Annotated in this window: 25 protein-coding genes and 2 pseudogenes; 19 read left to right on the forward strand and 8 right to left on the reverse strand. The window is 62.5% G+C overall.

Annotated features, from left to right (window positions below):
• Nucleotides 1-45 precede the first annotated feature (45 nt).
• From HWX03_RS25280 to HWX03_RS25290, 3 genes and pseudogenes are all read right to left on the reverse strand, one after another.
• Nucleotides 46-441, reverse strand: coding sequence for a DUF305 domain-containing protein (locus HWX03_RS25280; protein ID WP_175873095.1), 396 nt, complete (start codon nucleotides 439-441; stop codon nucleotides 46-48).
• Between the two features lie 255 nt (nucleotides 442-696).
• Nucleotides 697-1,086, reverse strand: a pseudogene (locus tag HWX03_RS25285) (two-component sensor histidine kinase); the annotation flags it as partial.
• Nucleotides 1,083-1,567: pseudogene (locus tag HWX03_RS25290) on the reverse strand (winged helix-turn-helix domain-containing protein). The pseudogenes HWX03_RS25285 and HWX03_RS25290, both read right to left, overlap by 4 nt.
• A gap of 159 nt (nucleotides 1,568-1,726) precedes the next feature.
• Here HWX03_RS25290 and HWX03_RS25295 point away from each other — a divergent pair.
• The 8 genes from HWX03_RS25295 to HWX03_RS25330 all read left to right on the forward strand — a co-directional run bounded on the left by HWX03_RS25295 (nucleotide 1,727) and on the right by HWX03_RS25330 (nucleotide 7,844).
• A complete protein-coding gene (locus tag HWX03_RS25295) occupies nucleotides 1,727-2,260 on the forward strand; it encodes a hypothetical protein (RefSeq protein WP_244132765.1) in 534 nt (177 codons plus the stop codon).
• Nucleotides 2,261-2,347: 87 nt separating this feature from the next.
• Nucleotides 2,348-2,665: a hypothetical protein gene (locus HWX03_RS25300; RefSeq protein WP_175873096.1), complete on the forward strand. Its 318-nt coding sequence runs from the start codon at nucleotides 2,348-2,350 to the stop codon at nucleotides 2,663-2,665.
• Nucleotides 2,662-4,158, forward strand: a complete 1,497-nt coding sequence (locus HWX03_RS25305; RefSeq protein WP_175873097.1) for a TolC family protein — start codon at nucleotides 2,662-2,664, stop codon at nucleotides 4,156-4,158. The genes HWX03_RS25300 and HWX03_RS25305 overlap by 4 nt, the downstream gene beginning before the upstream one ends.
• A 1-nt stretch (nucleotide 4,159) precedes the next feature.
• Complete coding sequence (locus tag HWX03_RS25310; RefSeq protein WP_175873098.1) at nucleotides 4,160-5,455, forward strand: copper oxidase; 1,296 nt, start codon at nucleotides 4,160-4,162, stop codon at nucleotides 5,453-5,455.
• Nucleotides 5,456-5,521: 66 nt separating this feature from the next.
• On the forward strand, nucleotides 5,522-5,869 hold the full coding sequence (locus HWX03_RS25315) for a copper-binding protein (RefSeq protein WP_080323020.1): 348 nt from the start codon (nucleotides 5,522-5,524) through the stop codon (nucleotides 5,867-5,869).
• A 61-nt stretch (nucleotides 5,870-5,930) separates the two neighbouring features.
• Nucleotides 5,931-6,305 carry a copper homeostasis periplasmic binding protein CopC gene (copC, locus tag HWX03_RS25320; RefSeq protein ID WP_175873099.1) on the forward strand — a complete coding sequence of 125 codons (375 nt, stop codon included), beginning with the start codon at nucleotides 5,931-5,933 and terminating at the stop codon, nucleotides 6,303-6,305.
• Entirely contained in the window at nucleotides 6,305-7,246 is a 942-nt protein-coding gene (locus tag HWX03_RS25325; protein ID WP_175873100.1) for a CopD family protein, read from the forward strand. Before copC ends, HWX03_RS25325 begins: the two co-directional genes overlap by 1 nt.
• A 262-nt stretch (nucleotides 7,247-7,508) precedes the next feature.
• Nucleotides 7,509-7,844, forward strand: coding sequence for a DUF4148 domain-containing protein (locus tag HWX03_RS25330; protein ID WP_175873101.1), 336 nt, complete (start codon nucleotides 7,509-7,511; stop codon nucleotides 7,842-7,844).
• Nucleotides 7,845-8,220: 376 nt separating this feature from the next.
• On the opposite strand, the gene HWX03_RS25335 is transcribed toward HWX03_RS25330, so the two are convergent.
• Nucleotides 8,221-8,391, reverse strand: coding sequence for a four-helix bundle copper-binding protein (locus tag HWX03_RS25335; protein ID WP_175873102.1), 171 nt, complete (start codon nucleotides 8,389-8,391; stop codon nucleotides 8,221-8,223).
• A 183-nt stretch (nucleotides 8,392-8,574) separates the two neighbouring features.
• Here HWX03_RS25335 and cueR point away from each other — a divergent pair, with 183 nt between their 5' ends.
• The 5 genes from cueR (at nucleotide 8,575) to HWX03_RS25360 (ending at nucleotide 13,725) form a co-directional block, all read left to right on the forward strand.
• Entirely contained in the window at nucleotides 8,575-8,976 is a 402-nt protein-coding gene (gene cueR, locus HWX03_RS25340) for a Cu(I)-responsive transcriptional regulator (protein ID WP_175873103.1), read from the forward strand.
• 137 nt (nucleotides 8,977-9,113) lie between these two features.
• A complete protein-coding gene (locus tag HWX03_RS25345; protein ID WP_208456822.1) occupies nucleotides 9,114-11,561 on the forward strand; it encodes a heavy metal translocating P-type ATPase in 2,448 nt (815 codons plus the stop codon).
• 401 nt (nucleotides 11,562-11,962) lie between these two features.
• Nucleotides 11,963-12,235, forward strand: coding sequence for a metal/formaldehyde-sensitive transcriptional repressor (locus HWX03_RS25350; protein ID WP_166890253.1), 273 nt, complete (start codon nucleotides 11,963-11,965; stop codon nucleotides 12,233-12,235).
• Nucleotides 12,236-12,247: 12 nt separating this feature from the next.
• Nucleotides 12,248-13,537, forward strand: coding sequence for a CDF family Co(II)/Ni(II) efflux transporter DmeF (dmeF, locus tag HWX03_RS25355; protein ID WP_175873104.1), 1,290 nt, complete (start codon nucleotides 12,248-12,250; stop codon nucleotides 13,535-13,537).
• A gap of 2 nt (nucleotides 13,538-13,539) precedes the next feature.
• Entirely contained in the window at nucleotides 13,540-13,725 is a 186-nt protein-coding gene (locus tag HWX03_RS25360) for a DUF1289 domain-containing protein (protein WP_175873105.1), read from the forward strand.
• A gap of 23 nt (nucleotides 13,726-13,748) precedes the next feature.
• Here the strand turns inward: HWX03_RS25360 and HWX03_RS25365 are convergent, their stop codons facing one another.
• The 4 genes from HWX03_RS25365 to HWX03_RS25380 are packed head-to-tail and all read right to left on the reverse strand — an operon-like array spanning nucleotide 13,749 to nucleotide 16,219.
• Nucleotides 13,749-14,207: a DoxX family protein gene (locus HWX03_RS25365; protein ID WP_175873195.1), complete on the reverse strand. Its 459-nt coding sequence runs from the start codon at nucleotides 14,205-14,207 to the stop codon at nucleotides 13,749-13,751.
• On the reverse strand, nucleotides 14,204-15,022 hold the full coding sequence (locus HWX03_RS25370; protein WP_175873106.1) for a DNA-binding domain-containing protein: 819 nt from the start codon (nucleotides 15,020-15,022) through the stop codon (nucleotides 14,204-14,206). The genes HWX03_RS25365 and HWX03_RS25370 overlap by 4 nt, the downstream gene beginning before the upstream one ends.
• The gene (locus HWX03_RS25375) at nucleotides 14,994-15,884 is read right to left on the reverse strand and encodes a DUF692 domain-containing protein (RefSeq protein WP_175873107.1); all 891 of its coding nucleotides are present in this window, start codon (nucleotides 15,882-15,884) and stop codon (nucleotides 14,994-14,996) included. The genes HWX03_RS25370 and HWX03_RS25375 overlap by 29 nt, the downstream gene beginning before the upstream one ends.
• A gap of 14 nt (nucleotides 15,885-15,898) precedes the next feature.
• Nucleotides 15,899-16,219 carry a DUF2282 domain-containing protein gene (locus HWX03_RS25380; protein WP_175873108.1) on the reverse strand — a complete coding sequence of 107 codons (321 nt, stop codon included), beginning with the start codon at nucleotides 16,217-16,219 and terminating at the stop codon, nucleotides 15,899-15,901.
• 129 nt (nucleotides 16,220-16,348) lie between these two features.
• Here HWX03_RS25380 and HWX03_RS25385 point away from each other — a divergent pair, with 129 nt between their 5' ends.
• From HWX03_RS25385 to HWX03_RS25410, 6 genes are all read left to right on the forward strand, one after another.
• The gene (locus HWX03_RS25385) at nucleotides 16,349-16,999 is read left to right on the forward strand and encodes a sigma-70 family RNA polymerase sigma factor (protein ID WP_244132777.1); all 651 of its coding nucleotides are present in this window, start codon (nucleotides 16,349-16,351) and stop codon (nucleotides 16,997-16,999) included.
• Nucleotides 16,996-17,667: an NrsF family protein gene (locus HWX03_RS25390; RefSeq protein ID WP_175873109.1), complete on the forward strand. Its 672-nt coding sequence runs from the start codon at nucleotides 16,996-16,998 to the stop codon at nucleotides 17,665-17,667. Before HWX03_RS25385 ends, HWX03_RS25390 begins: the two co-directional genes overlap by 4 nt.
• 128 nt (nucleotides 17,668-17,795) lie before the next feature.
• Entirely contained in the window at nucleotides 17,796-18,485 is a 690-nt protein-coding gene (locus HWX03_RS25395; RefSeq protein ID WP_175873110.1) for a response regulator transcription factor, read from the forward strand.
• Complete coding sequence (locus HWX03_RS25400) at nucleotides 18,475-19,761, forward strand: HAMP domain-containing sensor histidine kinase (protein ID WP_244132767.1); 1,287 nt, start codon at nucleotides 18,475-18,477, stop codon at nucleotides 19,759-19,761. Before HWX03_RS25395 ends, HWX03_RS25400 begins: the two co-directional genes overlap by 11 nt.
• Nucleotides 19,762-19,848: 87 nt before the next feature.
• Entirely contained in the window at nucleotides 19,849-21,240 is a 1,392-nt protein-coding gene (locus HWX03_RS25405) for a TolC family protein (RefSeq protein ID WP_175873112.1), read from the forward strand.
• The gene (locus HWX03_RS25410) at nucleotides 21,237-22,298 is read left to right on the forward strand and encodes a metal transporter (RefSeq protein WP_175873113.1); all 1,062 of its coding nucleotides are present in this window, start codon (nucleotides 21,237-21,239) and stop codon (nucleotides 22,296-22,298) included. Before HWX03_RS25405 ends, HWX03_RS25410 begins: the two co-directional genes overlap by 4 nt.
• The last annotated feature ends 11 nt before the right edge of the window (nucleotides 22,299-22,309 follow it).

Below are 22,309 nucleotides of genomic sequence, written 5' to 3' on the forward strand. Positions count from 1 at the left end.
GACAGAACAGGAGAGAAAGCTCGAGATGGGGCCGCCGGTAGATGGTTACTTGCTGCCGTGTTTCGCTTGCCACCGCTTCATCGTCGCGATCTCTTCCTTCTGTGCCTTGACGATACTTCGGGCGAGCTTTTGCATCTCAGGATCCTTGCCGTACTTCAGTTCGACTTGAGCCATATCGATGGCACCTTGATGGTGCGGAATCATGTGCGCAACGAAATCTTTGTCAGCATCGCCGGTGTAGGTCGGTGCCTGCATTTTCTGCATCATCGATTGGTCTGCATCCTTGAACGCCTGTACAGAGGGCGAATTGGCTTCAGTCGACTGGCTCATGTTCATGCCCGACATCGGCGCGGCCTGCTGAGCGCTCGCTATACCGGTCACCAGGCCAAGCGCGGCAAAAGCGTTGACGGTGAACCACCGAGCGAGAATGCGTGTTTGCATCTTTACCTCCTGATCGATAGACGATTCGGCGTCGGAACAGGCTAACTGTTGTCTCGTTCGCACTCTTGCGATCTAAAGGGTCCGTCCGAAGCGCAATGACCGAGCAAATTTCGCTCCTGTTGCTCGCAGCTCCCTGCCTGGGGTTGCTTCGCCTTCATGCGACGCGATTCTTCTCGTTCCCCTCGGTCATGGGAAATCGCAAATGGAAAGTCGTGCCCGCGTCGTTACTGACCATTCCGACCTCTCCCCGGTGCAGATTCCCACCGGATCGCACGTGTATGGGACACGAGACGGATGGTCGCCCGAGGCGATCGATTTCAACGTCACGCCCGGCACGGCCGTGTGCTCGACCAGCCGATTGTTCTGCGCGTCGTAAATACCGAGGTAGGCACCGGGATGCGAGAGCAGCACCTCGTGAAACACCGCGGGCGTCGAGCGAATGTTCTGTGCCGAACCGCTTGCGTGAGCCAACTGCAAAAACTGACTCAGTTTGCCGCTGATTTCGATGTCATCGCGACGCTGCAGTTCGGTCGACAGGGATCGATACAGGTAAGCGCCAGTCAGCGCAAACGATAGTCCGGCGACGACAGCGAAGGCGACGGTCAACCAAGTGAGCAGCGTGTACGGTACCGCCTTGCCCGTCATGAACGGTCCTCGAGCACGTATCCCATGCCCCGGATGGTGTGGATCAGTTTCTTGTCGTACGAATTGTCGACTTTGGCGCGCAAGCGCTTGATCGCGGCATCGACGACATTCGTATCGCTGTCGAAGTTCATGTCCCAGATCTGCGAGGTGATGAACGTACGCGTCAAAACCTCACCTTCCCGTTCAGCCAGGAGTTGCAGCAACGCAAACTCCTGCGCGGTCAGGTCAATGCGATTGTCACCGCGACGCACTCGCCGCTTGAGCAGGTCGATCTCCATGTCCGCAACGAGCAGAATGTCCCGGACACTTCGCGGCGCGCGCCGTAGCAACGAGCGGATACGGGCGAGAAATTCCGCGTAGGCGAACGGAACAATCCGATCTTGCCGTTCTCGGCAACATCGACGGTATGGCTCGCTTCCGTCAGTCCCTTTCGGAGATATGACGCCATTTTTGGTTCGTCTTCGACTATGAGTATCCGCATGGAAGTGCAGTAGGACTGTCAACGGGTTCGACGCAGCGAGCGCTGCGCCCAGCATACGGTCGCGAAAGCGCGCGAAAAATGACGGCTGGATGACAGCTTTTTCATGAATCCGTGGCGGTCGGAGCCGGCGAGCGCCGTCCACCGCCGCTGGATGAAAAAATGGTCATCTTTCGACCACGCCGTCGTCACGCGTCAGCCGATAAGCTGGACACCGGCAATACCGCTTTCGGTTACACCCGGACACGTTCTCGATGTTATCGTTTCGAACTGCTCGTGCTAGACTCCGCACCCATGTCATATTGGCGCAAACTCTTCATCGTCATGCTGTTGGCACTGAGCCTGCCGGTTCAGTCGTTCGCGGCTATCTCGATGAATTGCGTCGCTTCGCATGCCGAAGCCAGCGAAACGCCGATCGTGCATGCCGGGCAGTCCATGTCCGGGCATCATCACGACATGCATGGAGCGGCGCTCGCGGCCGACGACCATCACACTCATCACCACGGCGGCGGTCATCACGCGCATTCATGTTCGACATGCGCAGCCTGCTGCTTCGGCACGGGATTACCCGCGGTTCCCTCCGTCGTCGTATCGTCGGACGTAACACGCGTCACCACCTCCATTCCGCCTTCTGCCGGTGTCGTGTCTTTCCTGACCGACGGCATCGAGCGACCTCCTCGCCACACCCTCGTCTGATTCTCCACCGCGGGTAACGCCCGCGATGTGCCATTCGTACTGACGGTCTTGCGTGGACCCGTCAGATGATTCACGACGAGAAAATTTATGCGACTGATTTCTGCGGCGCTGCTCGGCGCGGCGGCTTCATTGCCGACGCTCGTGCACGCCACCACAACGATTCCCGACCCGACGGATGCCGCGGCCTCGGTCCCGGCGATTTCGGCGCCGTCGGCCTTCAACGGCTATCGCTCCTACAACGACGCCGACAACCCGACCTGGCAACAACTCAATCAAGCGGTCCAGGAGAAGCCGGCCAAGGGCGGCATGACGCACGGCGGCGCAATGGGCCACGGCGGCGCCATGAACAAGCCCGCTGGCGATCATCAGTCGAATCATCCGCAGCATGGGGAACCCGCCAAATGATGAAGCGACTCGTTTCAACGCGCATGGGCGCGGGCGTTGCCATCATGGTGTTTCTGGCTGGCTGCACCACGTTTTCGAAGGACGGCGGGTTCGGTACGGTGTCGTCGACCGCTACGGAGCGGCTCGGTAAGGACGCGGTTATCGTCAAAACCGATGCCGATCGGGATGCAGTGGCGAAGCGAACGCAGGAATTGCTCACCAAGCCTCTGTCGATGGACGACGCCGTGCAGGTCGCCCTGCTGAACAACCGGGGCTTGCAGGCATCGTACGCAGAATTGGGGCTTTCCGAAGCCGATTTGGTGCAGGCGGGACGACTACCGAATCCGGGCTTCACGTTCAGCCGCACGCGAGCGGGCAATGGCGACCTGAGCATCGGCCGTACGTTCTCGGCGAACGTACTCAGCATTCTGACGCTGCCTTTCGCTGCCCACATCGAGGGCCGGCGCTTCGAACAGACGAAGCTCGAGACTGCCGATGCGATGCTGAAGCTCGCTGCCGAAGCGCGTCGCGCGTACGTCAACGCAGTGGCCGCAGAGCAGGCTGCCAAGTACGCGGACCAGGTGAAGGACTCGGCCGACGCGGGTGCCGAACTGGCTTCCCGCATGCGGCAGGCCGGAAACTTCAGCAAGCTCGACTATGCGCGGGAGCAAGCGTTCTATGCAGACTCGATCGCCCAGGCCGCCAAGGCCCGTCAGCAAGCCGTATCGGCGCGGGAGAAACTCACGCGCACGATGGGCGTATGGGGTACCGGCACGCAGTACACCTTGCCTGAGCGCTTGCCGGACCTGCCGAAGGAGCGTCCGGAACTGAAGGATCTCGAGCAGTTCGCGATGCAGAACCGGCTCGACATCCAGGCGGCGAAGCTGCAGACGCAAGGCGTCGCGTCGTCGCTGGGCCTCAGCAAGGCAACGCGGTTCATCAACGCAATCGATGTCGGTTACCAAAACAACTACGAGACCGACAAGGGCCACGAGCACGGCTACGAAATCAGCATCGAAATTCCTCTTTTCGATTTCGGCAGCGCCAAGGTCGCCCGCGCGGAAGCCACCTACATGCGGTCGGCGAACCGCCTCGCCCAAACGGCGATCGATGCACGATCGGAGGTGCGCGAGTCGTATTCCACGTACGTGAGCAGTTACGACGTCGCGAAACACTATCGCGACGAGGTCGTGCCGATCCGCAAGACGATCTCGGACGAACTGCTGCTCCGCTACAACGGCATGCTCGCCAGTGTCTTCGAACTGCTCGCCGATTCGCGCGAGCAAGTCGGTGCGGTGAACAGCTACATCGACGCGCTGAAGGATTACTGGCTGGCGGAAACGGATCTCCAGCAAGCACTGGGCGGACGTCTGCCGCAAGCGGGCGCAGCACAAGCCGCCGCAACGCCGTCGGGCCCGGATGCTGCACCGCAGTCCGCCCCGACAACGGCAGCCCAGCCGGCGCCTGCCTCCACAGCGCAACCGGCGCACGAAACGCATTCGGAAGGTAAATAACATGGTGTCCCGTCGACAATTCCTCAGCGGCTCGGGGGCCGCAATCCTCGGTGCCGCGATGGTCAGCAAAGCCGGAGCGGCTTCGTTGCCGGAAGCGCCAACCATGGCAAAGGCGACGATGCAACCGCCGCTCGTGCCGCCCAACGGCCGCCCATACACACCGGTCGCGACGTTGAACGGCTGGACGCTGCCGTGGCGCATGAAGAATGGCTGGAAGGAGTTTCACCTGACAGCCGAGCCCGTCGTGCGCGAAATGGCGCCCGGGATGAAGGCCAATCTCTGGGGCTACAACGGCCAGGCGCCGGGCCCGACGATCGAGGCCGTCGAAGGCGACAAGGTCCGCATCTTCGTCACCAACAAACTGCCGGAGCACACCACGATTCATTGGCACGGGATGCTGCTGCCGAACGGCATGGATGGCGTCGGCGGCTTGACGCAGCCGCACATCCCGCCCGGCAAGACGTTCGTCTACGAGTTTCAGCTCGAGAAGCACGGTACGTTCATGTATCACCCGCATGCGGACGAGATGGTGCAGATGGCGATGGGCATGATGGGCATGTTCATCGTGCACCCGAAGGATCGCAGCGTGATGCCGGTCGACCGCGATTTCGTGTTCCTGCTGTCCGCCTACGACATCGACCCGGGCAGCTTCACGCCGCGCGTGAACGAGATGACCGACTTCAACATGTGGACGTTCAACGCGCGCGTGTTCCCCGGTATCGATCCGTTGCCGATTCGGGCCGGCGATCGCGTGCGAATCCGGTTCGGCAATCTGACGATGACGAACCACCCGATTCACCTGCATGGCTACCACTTCGAGGTGGCGGGTACGGATGGCGGCTGGATTCCGCCGGCCGCTCGCTGGCCGGAGGTGACCGCCGACGTCGCGGTCGGCCAGATGCGCGCAATCGAGTTCACCGCGGACCGGCCGGGCGACTGGGCATTTCATTGCCACAAGTCGCACCACACGATGAATGCAATGGGCCACAGCGTGCCGAACATGATCGGCGTGCCGCAGAAGGACCTGGCCAAACGCATCAACAAGCTCGTGCCCGACTACATGGCCATGGGCAGCACCGGCGGCGCAATGGGCGAGATGGAGATGCCGTTGCCCGACAACACGCTGCCGATGATGACCGGTACGGGCCCGTTCGGGCCGCTGGAGATGGGCGGCATGTTCACTGTCGCCAAGGTGCGGCAGGGGCTCGGACGGAACGACTACCGTGACCCGGGCTGGTTCAAGCATCCGAAGGGCACGGTCGCATACGAATACACCGGCGAACTGCCGGACAGCTGATTCACACAACAAGGTCGGGGCCACACCCGATCGTCGGTTTCATCACCCCAACTCTGGAGAAGCACGATGAAGAAAGCACTGTTCTCGATTGCAATGGGCTGCGCCCTGACGTTCTCTGCGTCGACGTACGCGGCAGGCGACATGAGCAACATGGACATGAGCGGTGGCGCAAAGCAAAGCGCCGACGCAAAGAACAGCATGTCGCACGGCGAAATCAAGAAGATCGACACGGCTGCCGGCAAGTTGACCATCAAGCATGGTCCGCTCGAAAACCTCGGCATGGAAGCGATGACGATGGTGTTCAAGGCCAAGGATCCGGCGATGCTGTCGCAGGTGAAGGTCGGCGACAAGATCGATTTCGTCGCCGAGGAAGTCAACGGCGCATTGACGGTCGTCAAGCTGCAGAAGCAGTGACGACAATCGACGGGGACGCGCAGCCGCGGTCCCCGTCTCATTCTTCGAGACGAGCAATAACATGAAGATTTTGACCCTCAGACATTTCGCCGGCCTCGCCGTCGCTAGTGCTGTTGCGTTCGCGCCCATCGCCGCGCTCGCACACGGCAAGCTGGAAAGCGCAACGCCGGCGTCGGGCAGTACCGTCGACGTCGCGCCGGACGCATTGCGCCTGACCTTCAATGAAGACCTCGAGTCGACCTTCAGCTCGGTGAAAATCGCCGATGCGACCGGTGCGCCGGTGACGAAGGAAAAAGCGAAGATCGATACGTCGAATCCGCGCGTCATGACGCTCGCCGTACCGAAGCTCGCGTCCGGCGCGTATACGGTTCAGTGGGCCGTCATGACTGCGGACGCGCACAAGACCAAGGGCACGTACACGTTCAAGGTGAAGTAATGAACGACGGTTTCCTGGGCATCCTGCGTCTGATCGCCGTCGCGATTCAGAACGTCGGCTTCGCCGTCATCGTGGGCGCATTGCTCAGCAGTCGATGGCTCGCGCGCGGAGACTCCACGTGGCAAGCCAACGTTGGCCGACGGCTCGTCCTGACCGTCCGGATGGCGTCCATTCTTTCTCTGCTGGCGAGCATGCTGTCGTTCTGGGCACATTGCGCGCTGATGAGCGAGTCGACGCTGCTCGAGGCCGGGCCCGCCGTGTGGTCGATGCTCGTGGGAACCGGCTTTGGACATGCGTGGCTGGTCGGCGCGGTCTTCATGCTTTGCGTGATCGTGCTGGCATTGCTGCGGTCGGGCAGCGACGCGCGTTTCCCGTTCGGGATCTGGCTTGCTTTGGCCGGCGTGGCGCTGGCGCGCAGCAACGGCGGACATCCGGTCGATACCGGGCTCTTCAGCCTTCCGGTGTGGGTCGACTGGTTGCATCTGCTTGCGATCAGCGCGTGGGTCGGGCTCGTTCTCGTGACGACCTACGTCGTGATGCCGCGACTGCTCGACGCGCCCGGAAGCGAACGGCAGACCAGTGCATCGTTCGTGCAATCGCTGTCCGACACATCGACGTACGCGTTGGTGATTTTGTTCAGCACCGGTGCGTACAACGGATGGCGAGGCGTCAATACGCCGGTGAATCTGTGGGAATCGACGTACGGACAGATCCTTCTGCTCAAGCTTGTGCTCGTGCTGACCGCCGCCGCGCTCGGAGGACACAACCGCTTCTTTGAAATGCCGACGCTGATGTCGAGGCTGAAGAACCCCACCCAAGCCGTCCCGACCGGGCCGCTTCGACGCTTCGGCACGGTACTTCACGTCGAGGCACTAATCCTGCTTGGTGTCCTGATGGTGGCCGCCGTGCTCGTTTCCAGTCCGCTGCCCGGAACGACGTAAACCCTTCGATCTGGTCCGTCCACGCAGGTGGTCCACCTCGCTCATGTGCGAATCGTCCGTGAGGGGGCCATCTCTTTTCAGCCCGGCCCTCGAGCCGGGCTCTTTTTTTGTGGTCCCACGTCGCTTCCTCTGTATGCGATTGAAGATCAAGACCACGTGACCAAAAGATCATTTTCATGTCACGGCTCGATCAGGGCTTCCTCTCCAGAATGGATCTCAATGGAACTGCAGGTGCGGCTCCACGCTTCACAACGGAGAGAACATGAAACTTCAAATCGTCGCTGCGCTCGCTATTGCCGCTTCCGCAACCACGCCCGCCTTCGCGGACAGCGGCCATGACTACCCGCCCGTTGCACGGGACAACAGCGCGGTCGCAGCCGGCGCCAGGACGGCCACGCCCGCTCCGACAGCGGCGCCGGTTGCGGCTGCCGTAACACGGGGCAAGACCCGCGAGCAGGTTCGCCAAGAGTTGATTGCGGCCTATCACGATGGCCTGTTGCCGACGGGCAAGCACGACTATCCGCCAAGCGATGCAACGATCGCGCGCAACAAGGAACTCCACCAGCTGATCGAGCCGAAGTGGGCAGCCGAGCATTGATATTCCGTTGGCGCTGAACGCCCGCCGTGCGCCATGCAGATGGCCGCGACTCCCGTGCGGAGTTGAATCCTCGGGCATCGGCGCGCCGGGCAAGCAAGCAGGAGAACGATCGCGATGACATGGAGGCAGAATATGCTGCGACACACGATCGCGATCGCCACCGCTCTGGTACTGACGGGCTGCGCTGGGGCGACGCGTACGATCAATACGGGGACACCAAACCCTGGCTCTGGGTCGACTACCGCCAAGCTGCCCAGATCGTATCCATGTCAGAACCTGCACGTCCGTCCTCCGAGTTGTCCGGCGCGCTGATGCATTGACACGTGCGCTCCGCCCGATAGCGTACGTAGCCACGGAAGCACGGGGCGTTGCTCGGCTACTGCGCCACCGATCGACACTCCTGAGCGCATTTTCGACATGCCTGCGCACATTCCTTGCAATGCTCGTGTGCATGGCTCTCGGCGAGGCATGCGGCTGCGCAATGGTCGCATGCGGTTGCGCAACTGTCGCACGCCGAGATACAGGATTGGTACTGTTGATGGGCCATTTGAATCTCCTTTCCTGGGCTGCCCCAATCGGGCCAAAGCGCGACGTGCAACCACCGTACCCATGCGTACGGAGAAGGATTGCCATTGCACGCGAAGACTCGAACCTGCTCTTGACCTTGCCATCGTGGGAAGGTCAAGAATTTGCTCAAGGGAGACGAGATATCTCGTCGAAGGAGCAACTCTTGAATATCGGAGAAGTCGCGAAGTTATCCGGGGTATCGGCCAAGATGATTCGTCACCATGAGGAATCCGGCCTTATTCGGCCGGCGACGCGGACGGACTCGAACTACCGTGTGTACACCGGACGGGACATCGAAGTTCTTCGCTTCCTCAGACGCGCAAGGCGCCTGGGATTCTCGACGAAGAGGATCTCGACCTTGCTCGCGCTGTGGGACGACCGGGAACGTTCCAGCAGCGAGGTCAAAAAACTGGTGACGCAGCATATCGATGAGCTGAATGAGCGTATCCGCGAACTCGCTGAGATGAGGGACACACTTCAATTTCTGGCAGATCATTGCAAAGGCGACTCGCGCCCGGATTGCCTAATTTTGGCGGAACTGACCGGGCGTCTGCATTGCAGTTGACCCAGGACAGAGCCAGGTTCCAGAACGCGTGTATGAATGAATCCTTCCCTAAATGCGGCTGCAGAGCGGGACTCATACCCAGGCCGAACCTTAGGAAGAGTCCGGCACCCCTGAGCAGATTGCCGAGGAGCGTCAAGATGAACGATCGAGATGGCGAAGGCAGGTCATATCACCAACAGATCCCGGGGCACGCATCGCCGGGCGACCATCGTGTGGATGATGCAGACACGCACGGCGCGCATACCGGGCACGCTCACGGCGGACATGCGCATCAGCATGGGGAACGCCACGTGCACACCGATGCCGCCCAAATCCCACGCGACCCGGTTTGCGGCATGAACGTGACAAACGAATCACGTTTTCATAGCGAGCACGACGGAAAACCATACTACTTCTGCAGCGACGCATGCCTGACCAAGTTCAAGTCGGCTCCGCAGAAGTACGTCGAGTCCCGATCCGCTGAACCGACAGCGTCGGCGCAGGAAGGCACGATCTATACGTGCCCGATGCACCCGGAAATCCGTCAGGACCATCCTGGTCAATGTCCGATATGCGGCATGACCCTGGAGCCGGTTCTGCCCAGCATCGACGAAGGTGAAAACCCCGAGCTGGTGGATTTTCGGCGTCGCTTCTGGTGGACATTGCCGCTGACTGTAATCGTCTTTGTGCTGGCGATGTTCAGCCATCGCGTCGAACTACTGTCCGCGTCAACCGAGAGCTGGATCGAGTTCGTGCTTTCTACGCCGGTGGTCGTCTGGGCAGGCTTCCCGTTTTTCGAGCGATGCGCGCGTTCGTTCCTGAACCGCAGCCCGAACATGTGGACGCTCATCGGGCTCGGTACGGGCGCTGCCTACATTTACAGCGTCGTCGCCACCGTTTTCCCGGGCGCATTTCCCGAGACGTACAGTGCACATGGCCGCGTGAGCGTCTATTTCGAAGCCGCGGCCGTCATCATCTCGCTCACTCTGCTCGGTCAGCTTCTCGAGCTGAAGGCTCGCTCACAAACGTCCGCTGCCATCAAGGCGCTCCTGGGTCTCGCGCCCAAGACCGCGCGACGCATCAATGCGGATGGTTCGGAGGAGGACGTTCCGTTGACCCACGTGCATGTGGGAGATCTGCTTCGAGTTCGACCGGGCGAAAAGGTCCCGGTGGATGGCATAGTGACCGACGGTTCGAGCTCGCTCGATGAATCGATGATTACCGGCGAACCCATTCCCGTAACGAAGCGTGTTGGCGACCATGTCATCGGCGCGACGATGAACGCGACAGGCAGTTTGATCATTCAGTCCGAGAAGGTCGGCTCTCAGACGGTGCTGTCGCAAATCGTGCAGATGGTCGCCCAGGCGCAGCGATCCAGAGCACCGATGCAGCGAATGGCCGACAAAGTGGCCGGCGTATTCGTCATGGTCGTCGTCGGCATGGCGCTGTTGACGTTCGTGGCATGGGGCATCTTCGGGCCCGAGCCCAGCTGGGTATTCGGCCTCATCAATGCAGTCGCGGTGCTCATCATCGCGTGCCCGTGCGCGCTTGGCCTCGCCACGCCGATGTCCATCATGGTCGCCAGTGGCAAAGGCGCATCGAGCGGCGTTCTCTTCCGCGATGCGGCGGCCATCGAAAATCTGCGCAAGGTCGATGTACTGATCGTCGACAAGACGGGTACCTTGACCGAAGGGCGTCCCGCCTTCGAACGGGCGCTCGGCAGCAACGGCTATACACCGGACGAGGTGCTCCGACTGGCGGCCAGTCTGGACCAGGGCAGCGAGCATCCGCTTGCCGCAGCCATTGTCGCCGCTGCCCGTGGGAAGACGTTGAATCTCGATCGTGTCGAGAATTTCGAGTCCGCGACAGGCATCGGCGTGCGCGGTGTCATTGCCGGCCGCACATTGGCATTGGGCAACACCGCGCTGATGCAGACGGATTCCGTATCCGTCGAGTCGCTCGCGAAGGAAGCGGACGGCATGAGGGCGCAGGGCGCAAGCGTCATGTATCTGGCGGTCGACGGGCACTTGGCCGGGCTGTTGGCAGTCTCGGATCCAATCAAGGCGACCACGCCGGAAGCACTCGCGACGTTGAAGGAAAACGGCATTCGCGTCGTGATGGCAACGGGCGACGGCGTGGTGACGGCCAAGGCCGTTGCAGAGAAACTCGGTTTCGATGAATTTCATGGCGAGGTCAAGCCGGCCGACAAACTCGAGTTGGTGACGAAGCTTCAGCAAGACGGGCACGTCGTAGCGATGGCTGGCGACGGTATCAATGACGCGCCGGCGCTGGCGAAGGCCGACGTCGGCGTTGCCATGGGAACCGGGACCGACGTGGCGATGAGCAGCGCGCAGATCACCCTCGTGAAAGGCGATTTGCGAGGTATCGCGCGTGCTCGCGAGCTGTCGGAGGCAACCGTCGCGAACATGAAGCAGAACCTTGGTTTTGCGTTCGTCTACAACGCGCTTGGTGTTCCGCTCGCGGCCGGCGTGCTTTACCCGGTTACTGGGTTGCTGCTTTCGCCCATGATTGCCGCGCTCGCGATGAGCCTGAGTTCGGCTTCGGTCATCTCGAATGCGCTTAGACTGCGGAACGCCAAAATGTAGGCTCTTAGGGAGCAAGGCTCGGCAGTGTAGTGCTGGCGTCACCACCAATGAGCAAGATATTGATTAATAAATTCTTCCTTTGAGGGACCGAACGCCACGCTTTGTCGCGACGAGATAGCTCTATTCCTGTAAATCGCACCGCAATCAAAAGGCCCCCGTTTTCGTTGTCGCAGGACGCGATATGACGCAACTGGACGCCTACGCTCGTTCAGCTGTCGCAGACGGACGGGGATACGTGGATTGGCGCCGGCCCTCTTAGGCTGGCCGTCCAATTAAATGGCTCCCGGATCCTCCCGACGCACGCTTACAGGCCAACCTTGCATTAACCCGACGCATACCCCTCCTCCCTATATGGAATCGGGAATTGGAATATACTCCCCCCGCTATATGAAGGAGCCACCATGAGCCACACCATCAAGGAAAAGCAGAAGCTGCTGAATCGCGTCCGCCGCATCAAGGGGCAGGTCGAAGCGATCGAGCGTGCGCTGGAAGAAGAGCGCGGCTGCAACGAAATCCTCCAACTCATCACGAGCAGCCGCGGCGCAATGAACGGACTGCTCGCGGTCGTGCTCGAGGATCACATCCGCAGCCATCTTGTCGATGCCGAAGGGCATGAGGACGAAGGCAGCGCGACCGAACAGTTGATCGAAGTCGTTCACAGCTATTTCAAGTAATCGGGTGCTGGAATGAGCGAATTCAAGGATGCTGCCTTCGGTGCGGGGCACGACCATATTTTTCTAGGCGCTGCACACGAAGAGAACGAGCGCAGGACCTGGATGGTCATCGGGTTGTGTGCGGCGATGATGGTGGCCGAGATCGTCGGCGGGTCGATCTTCGGCTCGCTGGCGCTCATCGCCGACGGGCTGCACATGTCGACGCATGCCGGCGCGATGCTGATTGCAGCGTTGGCCTATACCTATGCACGCAAACACGCGAGTGACCCGCGTTTCGTATTCGGCACGGGGAAGCTCGGCGACCTGGCCGGCTTCACGAGCGCCATCGTGCTTGCGATGATCGCGCTGCTGATCGGGTATGAAGCGATTGCGCGCTTGCTTGCCCCGGTGCCGATCCATTTCGGCGAGGCGATTCCAATTGCGGTTGCCGGCCTGCTCGTCAACATCGCGAGCGTTTGGCTGTTAAGCGGTAGTCACCACGGCCATAGCCATGGGCACAGCCACGGCCATCATCACGGACACGCGCATGGCGGTCACGACGATCACGCGCACGAAGAGGACGTGCACCAGATCTTCGATCAGCAGGGCGTATTCCTCGTATCGGTGTTCGAAGATGGTGTTCCTCCGGTTTTCCGCGTGGCGGCCGCCACGAACGAAACGAAACTCGTCGACGCGAACGCCGTGTCGGTGACGACGATTCGTCCGGACGGTTCCCGGCAGGCATTCGCGATGACAAGTCGCAGTGGCTATCTGGAGTCGGTCGACGACATCCCTGAGCCTCATGAGTTCAAGGCCATCGTTCGATTGAACGGTCGCGAGCATGAACTGGCGTTCGATGAACATGATCACGGTACATCGACCTCGGCGACGCGGGATCACAACATCCGCTCCGCCTACATTCACGTGATTGCCGACGCGGCTGTCTCGGTCCTGACGATCATCGGCCTGCTGCTCGCGCGTGCGTTCGGCTGGGTCTGGATGGATCCGCTCGCGGGCATCATCGGCGCGCTGGTGATTGCGAACTGGTCGTACGGCCTGATGCGCGCCACGGGTGGCATCCTGCTCGACATGAACCCGGATCGCCGGCTGGCAGATAACGTGCGCACCGCCATCGAAGGCAGCGGCGACCGGATCAACGATCTGCACGTCTGGCGCCTCGGGCCCGGGCACATGAGCGCGGTCGTTTCCGTCTCGACCGACGACACGGCGCGGGATTCGCACTTCTATCACGGCCTGCTTCAACGCTTCAAGGATCTGTCGCACGTGACCGTCGAGGTCGTTCCGGCGGCGAGGGGGCATTGAGGATGGCGGTCAAATCGCCTTGTGTTGAAGTCTGTTCGTTCGACGGCAGGACCGGCTACTGCGTGGCGTGTTTGCGTACGCGGGAAGAAGCGCGCGCATGGAAGAAGATGACGGACCATCGACGTCACCAGATCGTGAATGATCGTGCCCGGCGGCAGGCAAAGCTGCCGCGAGAAACGTCGGACTGATAGACGGTCGATCCTCCGTCAGGTCAGGACCGCAACCAGCGCTGCCTGATCAACGTGTCGAGCGACAGCCATCCGGCTCCCCGGCAGAGCAGCACAAGCAGCATGGCCGCCCACTGTATGTGGGTCGGCCATGCGAGCGGATAGATGAAAATCTCGATCACGGTCGTCATGCCGAGCAGTACCAACGCGGCCGGCCGGGTCGCGAGGCCGAGCACGAGCAGGACCGGCATGCTCAGTTCGATCGACACGGCCATGTACGCGGCGACTTCCGGCGGCAGAAGCGGTAGCCTGTATTCGTCTCGAAACAGGTCGAGCGCGACGTCCCAGTTCGCGAGCTTGGCCATCGCCGAATTCCAGAAGATCGTCGCTACCGCGAGACGCAGCGGGATCGCGAGCAGCCAGTACGGCACGCACTCGAGCCGCTGTACGATGCCTGCCAACCTCGAAGCGGCAGGTGACGCGTGGGAAGGTGTTCGGGTCATGTTCGGCATGATGTCGATTCTCCGGAAGACGCCGCGGCATCGGGTGCGGACATCGTGTCGGCAAAGCACGCGCCGGCCAGCAGCGAAGCGAAACGGGCATAGGCCTCTGCATTCGGGGTAGCCGTCAATGCATCGCGAATGGCTCCGCCGGAAAAGAGTGCAATCGCCATGCGATATGAGTCGTCGTCCAGACGGACTGTTTCGACGCCCTCGGCAGTACGCTGTATGAGCAGGTGTACCGGGCCGTCCTCGAGCCGGATCGCATGCATTGCCGCATCGTCCTGATCGAGGACCGCGCGCCAGATCGCATCGGCCGGATACGTGAGGCTGGCGATGCGTACCGCCGGATGAGTCCACAGGCGCATATCACCCAGCGCGGCTTCATCCAGCGTCGCGACGTGTGCGAGATTCAGTGTCGGCGCGTCGGGCGCATGCAGCACGCTGTTCACCTGCCACTCGAGATGCGCGACGTCGGCAAGATACGATATCGATCGAGTCTCGGGCAATGCCGCGAGAAAAGCGGGAAACCCGGCGCCGTATTCATCCAGCCACGCGCTGTCCGGCGGTGCGGCGGTCATGAAGCGACGGGCCGCGCCCTCGAAGCAGTCCGCGCCGAGCAGATACTGCACGGCTGGAAACGCCAGGCGGAGCACGTTCGCCAGTACCGCAGTCATCGTGTTGCGGTAAATGGAGAGGCGCGCGTCGGGCTCGAGGCCGTCGGACACGATCCAGGGCGACGCGTCGTTCGGCGCGCCTTGCAGGTTCGCTCGAACGACATGCTGCAATTCAGCCAGCGTGGGCGCATGCGTGTTCACGGCACGCCACCTCCCGTATCGAATCAGCAATCGCCGCTTCTTCCATCAAGGTTTGCAGCGGCGGGACGTCGGTGTCCCATTCGATCAATGTCGGCACGGCGCCGAAGTAGCGCAGGGCTTCACGGTACAGCGCCCACACCTCGGGCGCGACACGCGATCCGTGATCGTCTATCCGCAAGGTCTGGCCGCCTTCGACGTGCCTGACACTGTGACCGGCCAGATGAATCTCCGCGACCGCGTCACGCGGGAGTGCGGCAAGATAGGCGTGTGGATCCCAGCTGTGATTGCACGCGCTGACATAGATGTTGTTGACGTCGCAAAGCAGGCCGCATCCTGTTCGCCGCGCGATCTCCGACAGGAACTCCCATTCCGGAATGGTCGAGTGGACGAAGCACAAGTAGGTGGACGGGTTCTCCACCAAAATCGGCCGTCCGAGCGTCGACTGAACCTGATCGACATGCCGGCATACGACGCCGAGCGCTTCTTCCGTCATCGGCAATGGCAGCAGGTCGGCCAGATAGGTCCCGCCTGCCGCGCTCCACGATACGTGCTCGGAAACCAGCGCGGGCTCAAAACGCCGCACCGCTTCGCGTATCCGTGCGAGATGCGCGGCATCCAGCCCGTCCGCGCTGCCGAGCGACAGGCCGACCCCATGCAACGACAGCGGATAATCCTGACGAATCGCATCCAGATACGACGGAGCGATGCCGCCCCCCATGTAGTTCTCGGTATGCACCTCGAACCATGGGACGGCAGGCTTCTCGTCAAGCACCGTCCGGTGGTGGCGGAAGCGCAGCCCGACACCCGCCCGGGCCGGTATCCCGCGAGGCGCCGCGCCGTGCAGTTTCGCGAGCACGTTCATGGCGAATCGAACCGTCAGCTTGCCTTGAGCTTTCCGCCAGCGATCTTGCTGCAGTCGCCGGCGGGCAACAGCACGAATGACTTCGAATCCCGGGCCTGCGTTGCCTGACCGGCGCAGGAGTGCGTACCCTCGGCGCAATCGTTTTTCGCGACCGCGTTGATGCCGTAACATTTCTCGAGGTGGTTCTGCGACATCCGGGTCATGTTGTCCTTGACGACCTGCGGCATGTTGCTCATGTCTTTCATGCCTTGTGCCTGGCTCGGCACCGCCTGCACGGCGAGCGCGAGTCCGATGGCAGCGGACAGGGACGAGATGGCGGAAGCGGATTTGATCATGGTGTCTTCTCCTGAGGTTGAGATCGCCGATGCGCGACCTTGTCAGAAAATTCGCTCTGCCACGACTAAAGGTTACGCAGCGTGCCGGAAAATTTTCTGCGCCGGACTTTGCCGCTGGAAACCTGGAACATGACAGACGAGAGGCACCCTCGTGACACGCGCATCCGGCTGGTTCGGTCGGCCGTCGCGCACGCTGCCGACAGTGGGCCGCCGCCGGTCCGGGAGGACGGTTCGCCGGACTGGTCGGTATTGATGGCGCGCGCGCAGATTGGCGACCGCGATGCCTACCGCCGGTTGCTCGAGAGCATCACGCCGTATCTCCGGCGATTCGTTGCGCGCCATGGCGTTCATCCGGACATCGTCGAGGACGTCGTGCAGGAGATTCTTATTACCATTCACCAGGTGCGGCACACCTACGCGCCCGAGCGGCCGTTCGGTCCATGGCTGGTATCGATTGCGAGTCGACGGGTGGTCGACGCGCTGCGCCGTCAAGGACGCAATGCGTCACGCGAGCTGCCGCTGGATCCTGACCACGAAACCATACAAGGCGACGGAGCGAATCTTATGGAAGAAGCGGCCGACGCCCGGGTGCTGCATGATGCGCTGGCCCAGTTGCCTCGTGGACAGCGCGATGCGATCCAGATCCTCAAGCTGGAGGAGAAATCGTTGAAGGAAGCGGCCGTAGCCACTGGCATGACGGTGGCGGCGTTGAAGGTAGCCGTGCATCGTGGGCTGAAAGCGCTGCGCAAGCTGCTCGATCATCGGGAGAAGCAACAATGAAGCAGTCGACACCGGAACTGATCGAATCGCTGGTGGCCGGCAGCACGCCGGTTCGGCCGCTGCGCCAACCGGTCTGGCGCGCGGCCGGCTGGCTGACGCTCGCGGCGCTGCTGCTGCTGTCGGTCGCGTTTGTCCATGGCATGCGGGTAGACCTACCGTTCAAGCTTCAGGAGCGCGTGTTCGTGACGAGCGTGACGGCTGCTGCCGTGACCGGCATCCTTGCCGCGGTGGGTGCGTTCATCGCGAGCGTGCCGGGGCGCTCGTTGCGCTGGACATCGCTGCCGCTGCCGGCACTGGCCGTGTGGATGTCGACAGTCGGCTACGGTTGTCTGACGAACTGGGTCGAACTTGGCCCGGACGGGATGTCGCCTGGCGAAACGGCACGGTGCTTCGGAACGCTCGTGCTCATTGGCGTGCCGCTCACGCTGCTGCTGCTGATCATGCTGCGCCACGTCGCGCGTCTGGCGCCGATGCCGGTGGCCATGACCGGAAGCCTCGCCGTCGCGGCGATGACGGGCGTCGGGCTGTCGCTCTTCCATCCGCTCGATGCGACCGTGATGATCCTGGCGTGGAATGTCGGGCTGACGGTCATCCTGCTGATCGCGACTTGGTCGTTCGGACCGAAGCTGTTCCGCTGGGTAGGATCGGACGTTCGTGCCGGCGGCTGATCCGGCATATGCAAGCTCGGCGGAATATGCGTCGTCGCATACCGAAACGGTTCGCTGAAATCCGACGAAAGTCTGGAGTTGGATCGCGTGGCAAAATCGTTCTTGCTTGCGGACCTTTGGAGAACACCTTGCGCGTACTCGTCATCGAAGACGACGCCAGCATCGCGACCAACCTCTACGACTATCTGGAGAGTGCCGGCTACGAGGTCGACATGGCCATGAACGGCCCTGCCGGCCTGAAGCTTGCCGTGTCGCAATCGTGGGACGCGATCCTCCTCGACTTGTCGCTGCCGGGCATGGACGGGCTGACGCTGTGCCGCAAGCTGCGCGAAGAGAACCATCGCGACACGCCGGTGCTGATGCTGACGGCTCGGGACACGCTGGACGACAAGCTCGACGGCTTTGATCACGGTGCCGATGATTATCTCGTCAAGCCATTTTCGCTCAAGGAAGTCGCCGCGCGTCTCGGTGCGCTGGTCAAGCGCTACCGCGGGCAGGTTGCCGAGACCGCGCTGTGTTGTGCCGATGTCCGCCTCGATCTGAAGACGCTGACCGTCGAGCGTGCCGGCCGGCCGGTGAAGATGCCGCCCAAATGCCTGCATCTGCTGCGTCTGCTGATGCAGACGCCGGACCGGGTGATCGGTCACGCGGAGCTCGAAACCGAAGTATGGGGCGACGCACTGCCGGACAGCGATACGCTGCGCGCACACGTCTATACGTTGCGTCGCGCGCTCACCGCGCAAGGCGAACGCGATCCGATCGAGACTGTTCATGGTCTCGGCTACCGGTTCGTGGCGGGCGACGATCGTGCGCGTTAGCCTTCGCGCAAAGGTTGCGCTCTTCTTCTCCGCACTGACGATCGTGCTGCTCATCGCGCAGGCACTGGGCGTCAAGACGCTCGCCGAAGCGCAGGAGGAACGACTGATCACTGCGCTGATCAGCGACGATCTTGCCAGCGTGCTTCGTTCGTATCGCAGCGACCCTGCGCTGACGCCGCCGTTCGACGTCCGGCTGAAAGGCTATGTATCGGCTGCGGACCGCCCACAACTTGCGCTGCCGGACTCGGTGACGCAACTCCCCGACGGCACCCACGAAATCATTCTCGACGACCGCGAGATTCACGTCGCGATCGTAGCGTTCAGCAATGGCCGTCTCTACCGCGTGTATGACTTCAGCGCCTACGAGCAGCGATTCCGGCAGGTGATCAACGCCCTGATGGCCGGCACCGGCGTGTTCGCGCTGTTCACGATCTGGTGTGCGTTCTGGCTGTCGGGGCTGCTGGTGAGGCAGGTCGCGAGCCTGGCGCAGCAGGTCAAATCGCTGCGGCTCGGTGGCGCTGCGTCGCTCAACACCGGGAAGTACGACGAAGTCGAGGTGGGCGAGCTGGCTGAAGCGTTCAACGACTACCATCGACGTATGGCCGAGATGGTCGAGCGCGAAAAGGAATTCGCCGGGAACGTCAGCCACGAACTGCGCACGCCGCTGACCGTGATCAAGACCAGTTGCGAACTGATCGAACACGACGCATCGATCAGCGCGAAGTCGCGTACCCGCCTGCAGCAGATCGAACGTGCGGCGGACGGAATGAAAGATCTGGTCGACGCACTGCTGTTGCTCGCGCGCGAGAAACAGCCTGCCGATATTGCAGTCGTCAGCCTCGTTGGCGCGATCGAAGACGCGGTCGACCCGGTTGCCTCGACGCTGAATACCAAGGGCATTCGAATCCGGATCGATATCGATAACAGCGTGTGCGTCGAGGCCAGCCGCTCCGTGCTCGGGCTCGTCCTGTCGAATCTGATCGATAACGCCGTCCGCTACACGGATCGCGGCGAGATCGCGTTCTCGTTTGCGGACGGCTGGCTGCATATCGAGGATACCGGCCACGGCATCCCCGCCGATGCGCTGCCGCATGTGTTCGATCGCGGCTACCAGGCGCGTACGGCCGCGCCGGGTTTCGGCATCGGCCTGTCGATCGTGAAGAAAATCTGCGATCGCCACGGATGGGCGATTCGGATCGGCAGCGAACCGGGCCGCGGCACGCGCGTGTCGTTGAGTCTGCCGGCCCCGAAGCTGGCGCGTACCGGGTCGACCTGACCCCTTCTTGACGAAAACTTCACAACCGGTTGCGTAGTATCCGGACCGAAAGCCGACACCCCGTCGGCATGGACCCCGGATTTCCGTATGCGTGGAGCGCTGCTCGTCGTCTGTGCGTTGCTGGGCGGCTGTGCGACCTACCATCCTCAGCCGATCGCTCCGTTACAGATTGCCCGTCAATTCGAGGATCGTTCGCTCGCGAGCGACGAACTGCATGCGTATCTCGTGCGCGAGCTTGGGCACGACGTGGCGCCGTGGCCGCTGCCGCGCTGGAATCGCGAGACGCTCACACTGGCCGCCTGGTACTACAGTCCGGCGCTGGATATCACCCGCGCGCAGTGGGGAACGGCGAAGGCCGGCATCGATGTAGCCGGCGCGATTCCGAATCCGGTTCTTCAGTTGCCATTTCAGTGGGCAACGCCGAATCCGGGGCCGGGTGCGCCGTTTACAACCGGGCCGGCACTTGATATCCCGATCGAGACCGCGGGCAAGCGCGGATATCGGATCGATCAGGCATCGCACCTGTCGGAATCCGCTCGTCTTGCGATCGGCAACGAAGCGTGGAAAGTCGGCGCCCAGATACGTGACGCGCTCCTGGCGCTGCACGCGGACCGCGAACGCAGCGCGCTGTTGTTGCGCAAGGTCGAGGCTGAACAGCAGATCGTCGCGATGGTGACGAAGCGTCGCGCCGTCGGAGAAAGCGCGGGGCCCGACGTCGATGCGGCCGTGGCCTTGCAGACTCAGGCGCAGATCGATCTGGCAGCCGGCCGGACAGCCGAACAGGATGCGCGCGCACAACTGGCTGCGGCAATCGGCATTCCTGCAGCCGCGCTGGAGCATGTCGCGTTCGATTTCGACGGCTTCGACGACACTGCGCCGCCACCACCTGCCGCCGATGCGCGGCGCGACGCAATCCTGCATCGCGCCGACCTGCTCGGTTCGCTCGCCGACTATGCCGCCGCCGAATCGGCGTTGCAGCTGGAGGTCGCGAAGCAATACCCGGACATTCATCTGGGTCCCGGATACACGTACGACACCGGCACGCACAAGATCGCGTTCGGCGTGGCCGGCATCACGCTGCCGATCTTCGATCAGAACCAGGGCGGTATCGCCCAGGCGGAAGCGAAGCGCAAGGAAGCCGCGGCCCGCACCGCCGCGTTGCAGGACACGATCCTCGGCGATCTCGACCACGCACTGACGCGCTATCGATCGAGCATCGACGCGTTGAAGCTGTCCGATGCGCACCAAACAGCCGCACGCAAGCAACTCGACAGTCAGGAGGCCGGGTTCGCGGCCGGCGACGTCGATCGCCTGACGCTCACGCAGGCGAAGGCCGACTACCAGGCCAGCGAGATCGCCCGTCTGGATGCGGCCGTCGCGGTTCGCCAGGCGGCCGGCGCACTCGAGGACGCGATGCAGCGACCGCTGACACCGGACGCCGCTCGAACCATCTTCCCGTTACAACAGAGTGTGCGATGAAACGCCGACTGTTCCTTTTCTCCGTCATCTCCGTCGCGCTGGTCGCCGGCGCCGGGTGGTACATCTACCGGACGCTCGGCCCGGGGGCATCGGCACCGGTCGCTGCGGCGCCTGCGGCGCAGCCCACCGTGCAAACCGTGAACGGGGAGACGGTCGTCGTCGTGCCGCCCGACGAGCAGCGCGCCAGCCGGATCGAGGTGACGCCGCTGGCTGCGGCGACCATGCGTTCTGGCCGCACGGCCTATGCGACGGTTGTCGACCTGCAGCCGTTGTTCGATCTGCGCAACCGCTTGGCGTCGGCCATCGCGGACCGTGATGCGGCGCGCGAGCTCGCCGCGACGTCGCAAGCGCAATACGAGCGAAGCCGGACGCTTTTTGCGGACGATCGCAACGTGTCGCAAAAGGCGCTGCAGGATGCGCAGGCGGCCGCGCAAACGGCTCGCGCGAAGCTGCAGTCCGCCGATGCCGCACAAGGCTCGCTGGCCGCGACGCTGCGTCAGCAATTCGGCGACGTGCTGACGAATGCCGCGATGGCGCCTCAATCGGCGCTGTTCCAGCGGTTGCTCGCTGGACAAGCGGTTGTCGTGCGCGTGACGCTGCCGCCCGACCAGGCGGATACCGCTCCCGAGCGTATCGCGATCGATGGCCCGGACGGGCAGTCGGTGACGGCACAGAGGCTGTCGGCGTCGCCGCAGGGCGATCCGGCGGTACAGGGCAATCCGTGGCTCTATGCTGCCGCGCGCGCGTTGCCGGTCGGCACCCGCACGAGCGCGCATGTGCCCGGTGCAGACCTGACCGTGTCCGCACTGGCGATTCCCGACCGAGCTGTCGTGTGGTATGGCGGCCAGCCCTGGGTTTATGTGCGCACGGCGCCCGATCGCTTCACGCGTCGCGCCTTGCCAGTCGATTCCGCCGGCGATCAGGGCTTCGACGTGACGACGGGCTTTCATGCCGGCGATGCCATCGTGACGCAGGGTGCGCAGTTGCTGCTGTCGGAGGAACAGAAGCCGCAGGGCATTGCGACGGCCTGCAAGGATCCGCCCGAATGCGACGGCTGAATCCGAAGGTC

The organism is Burkholderia sp. BCC0397 (assembly GCF_902832865.1).
GTDB lineage: Bacteria > Pseudomonadota > Gammaproteobacteria > Burkholderiales > Burkholderiaceae > Burkholderia.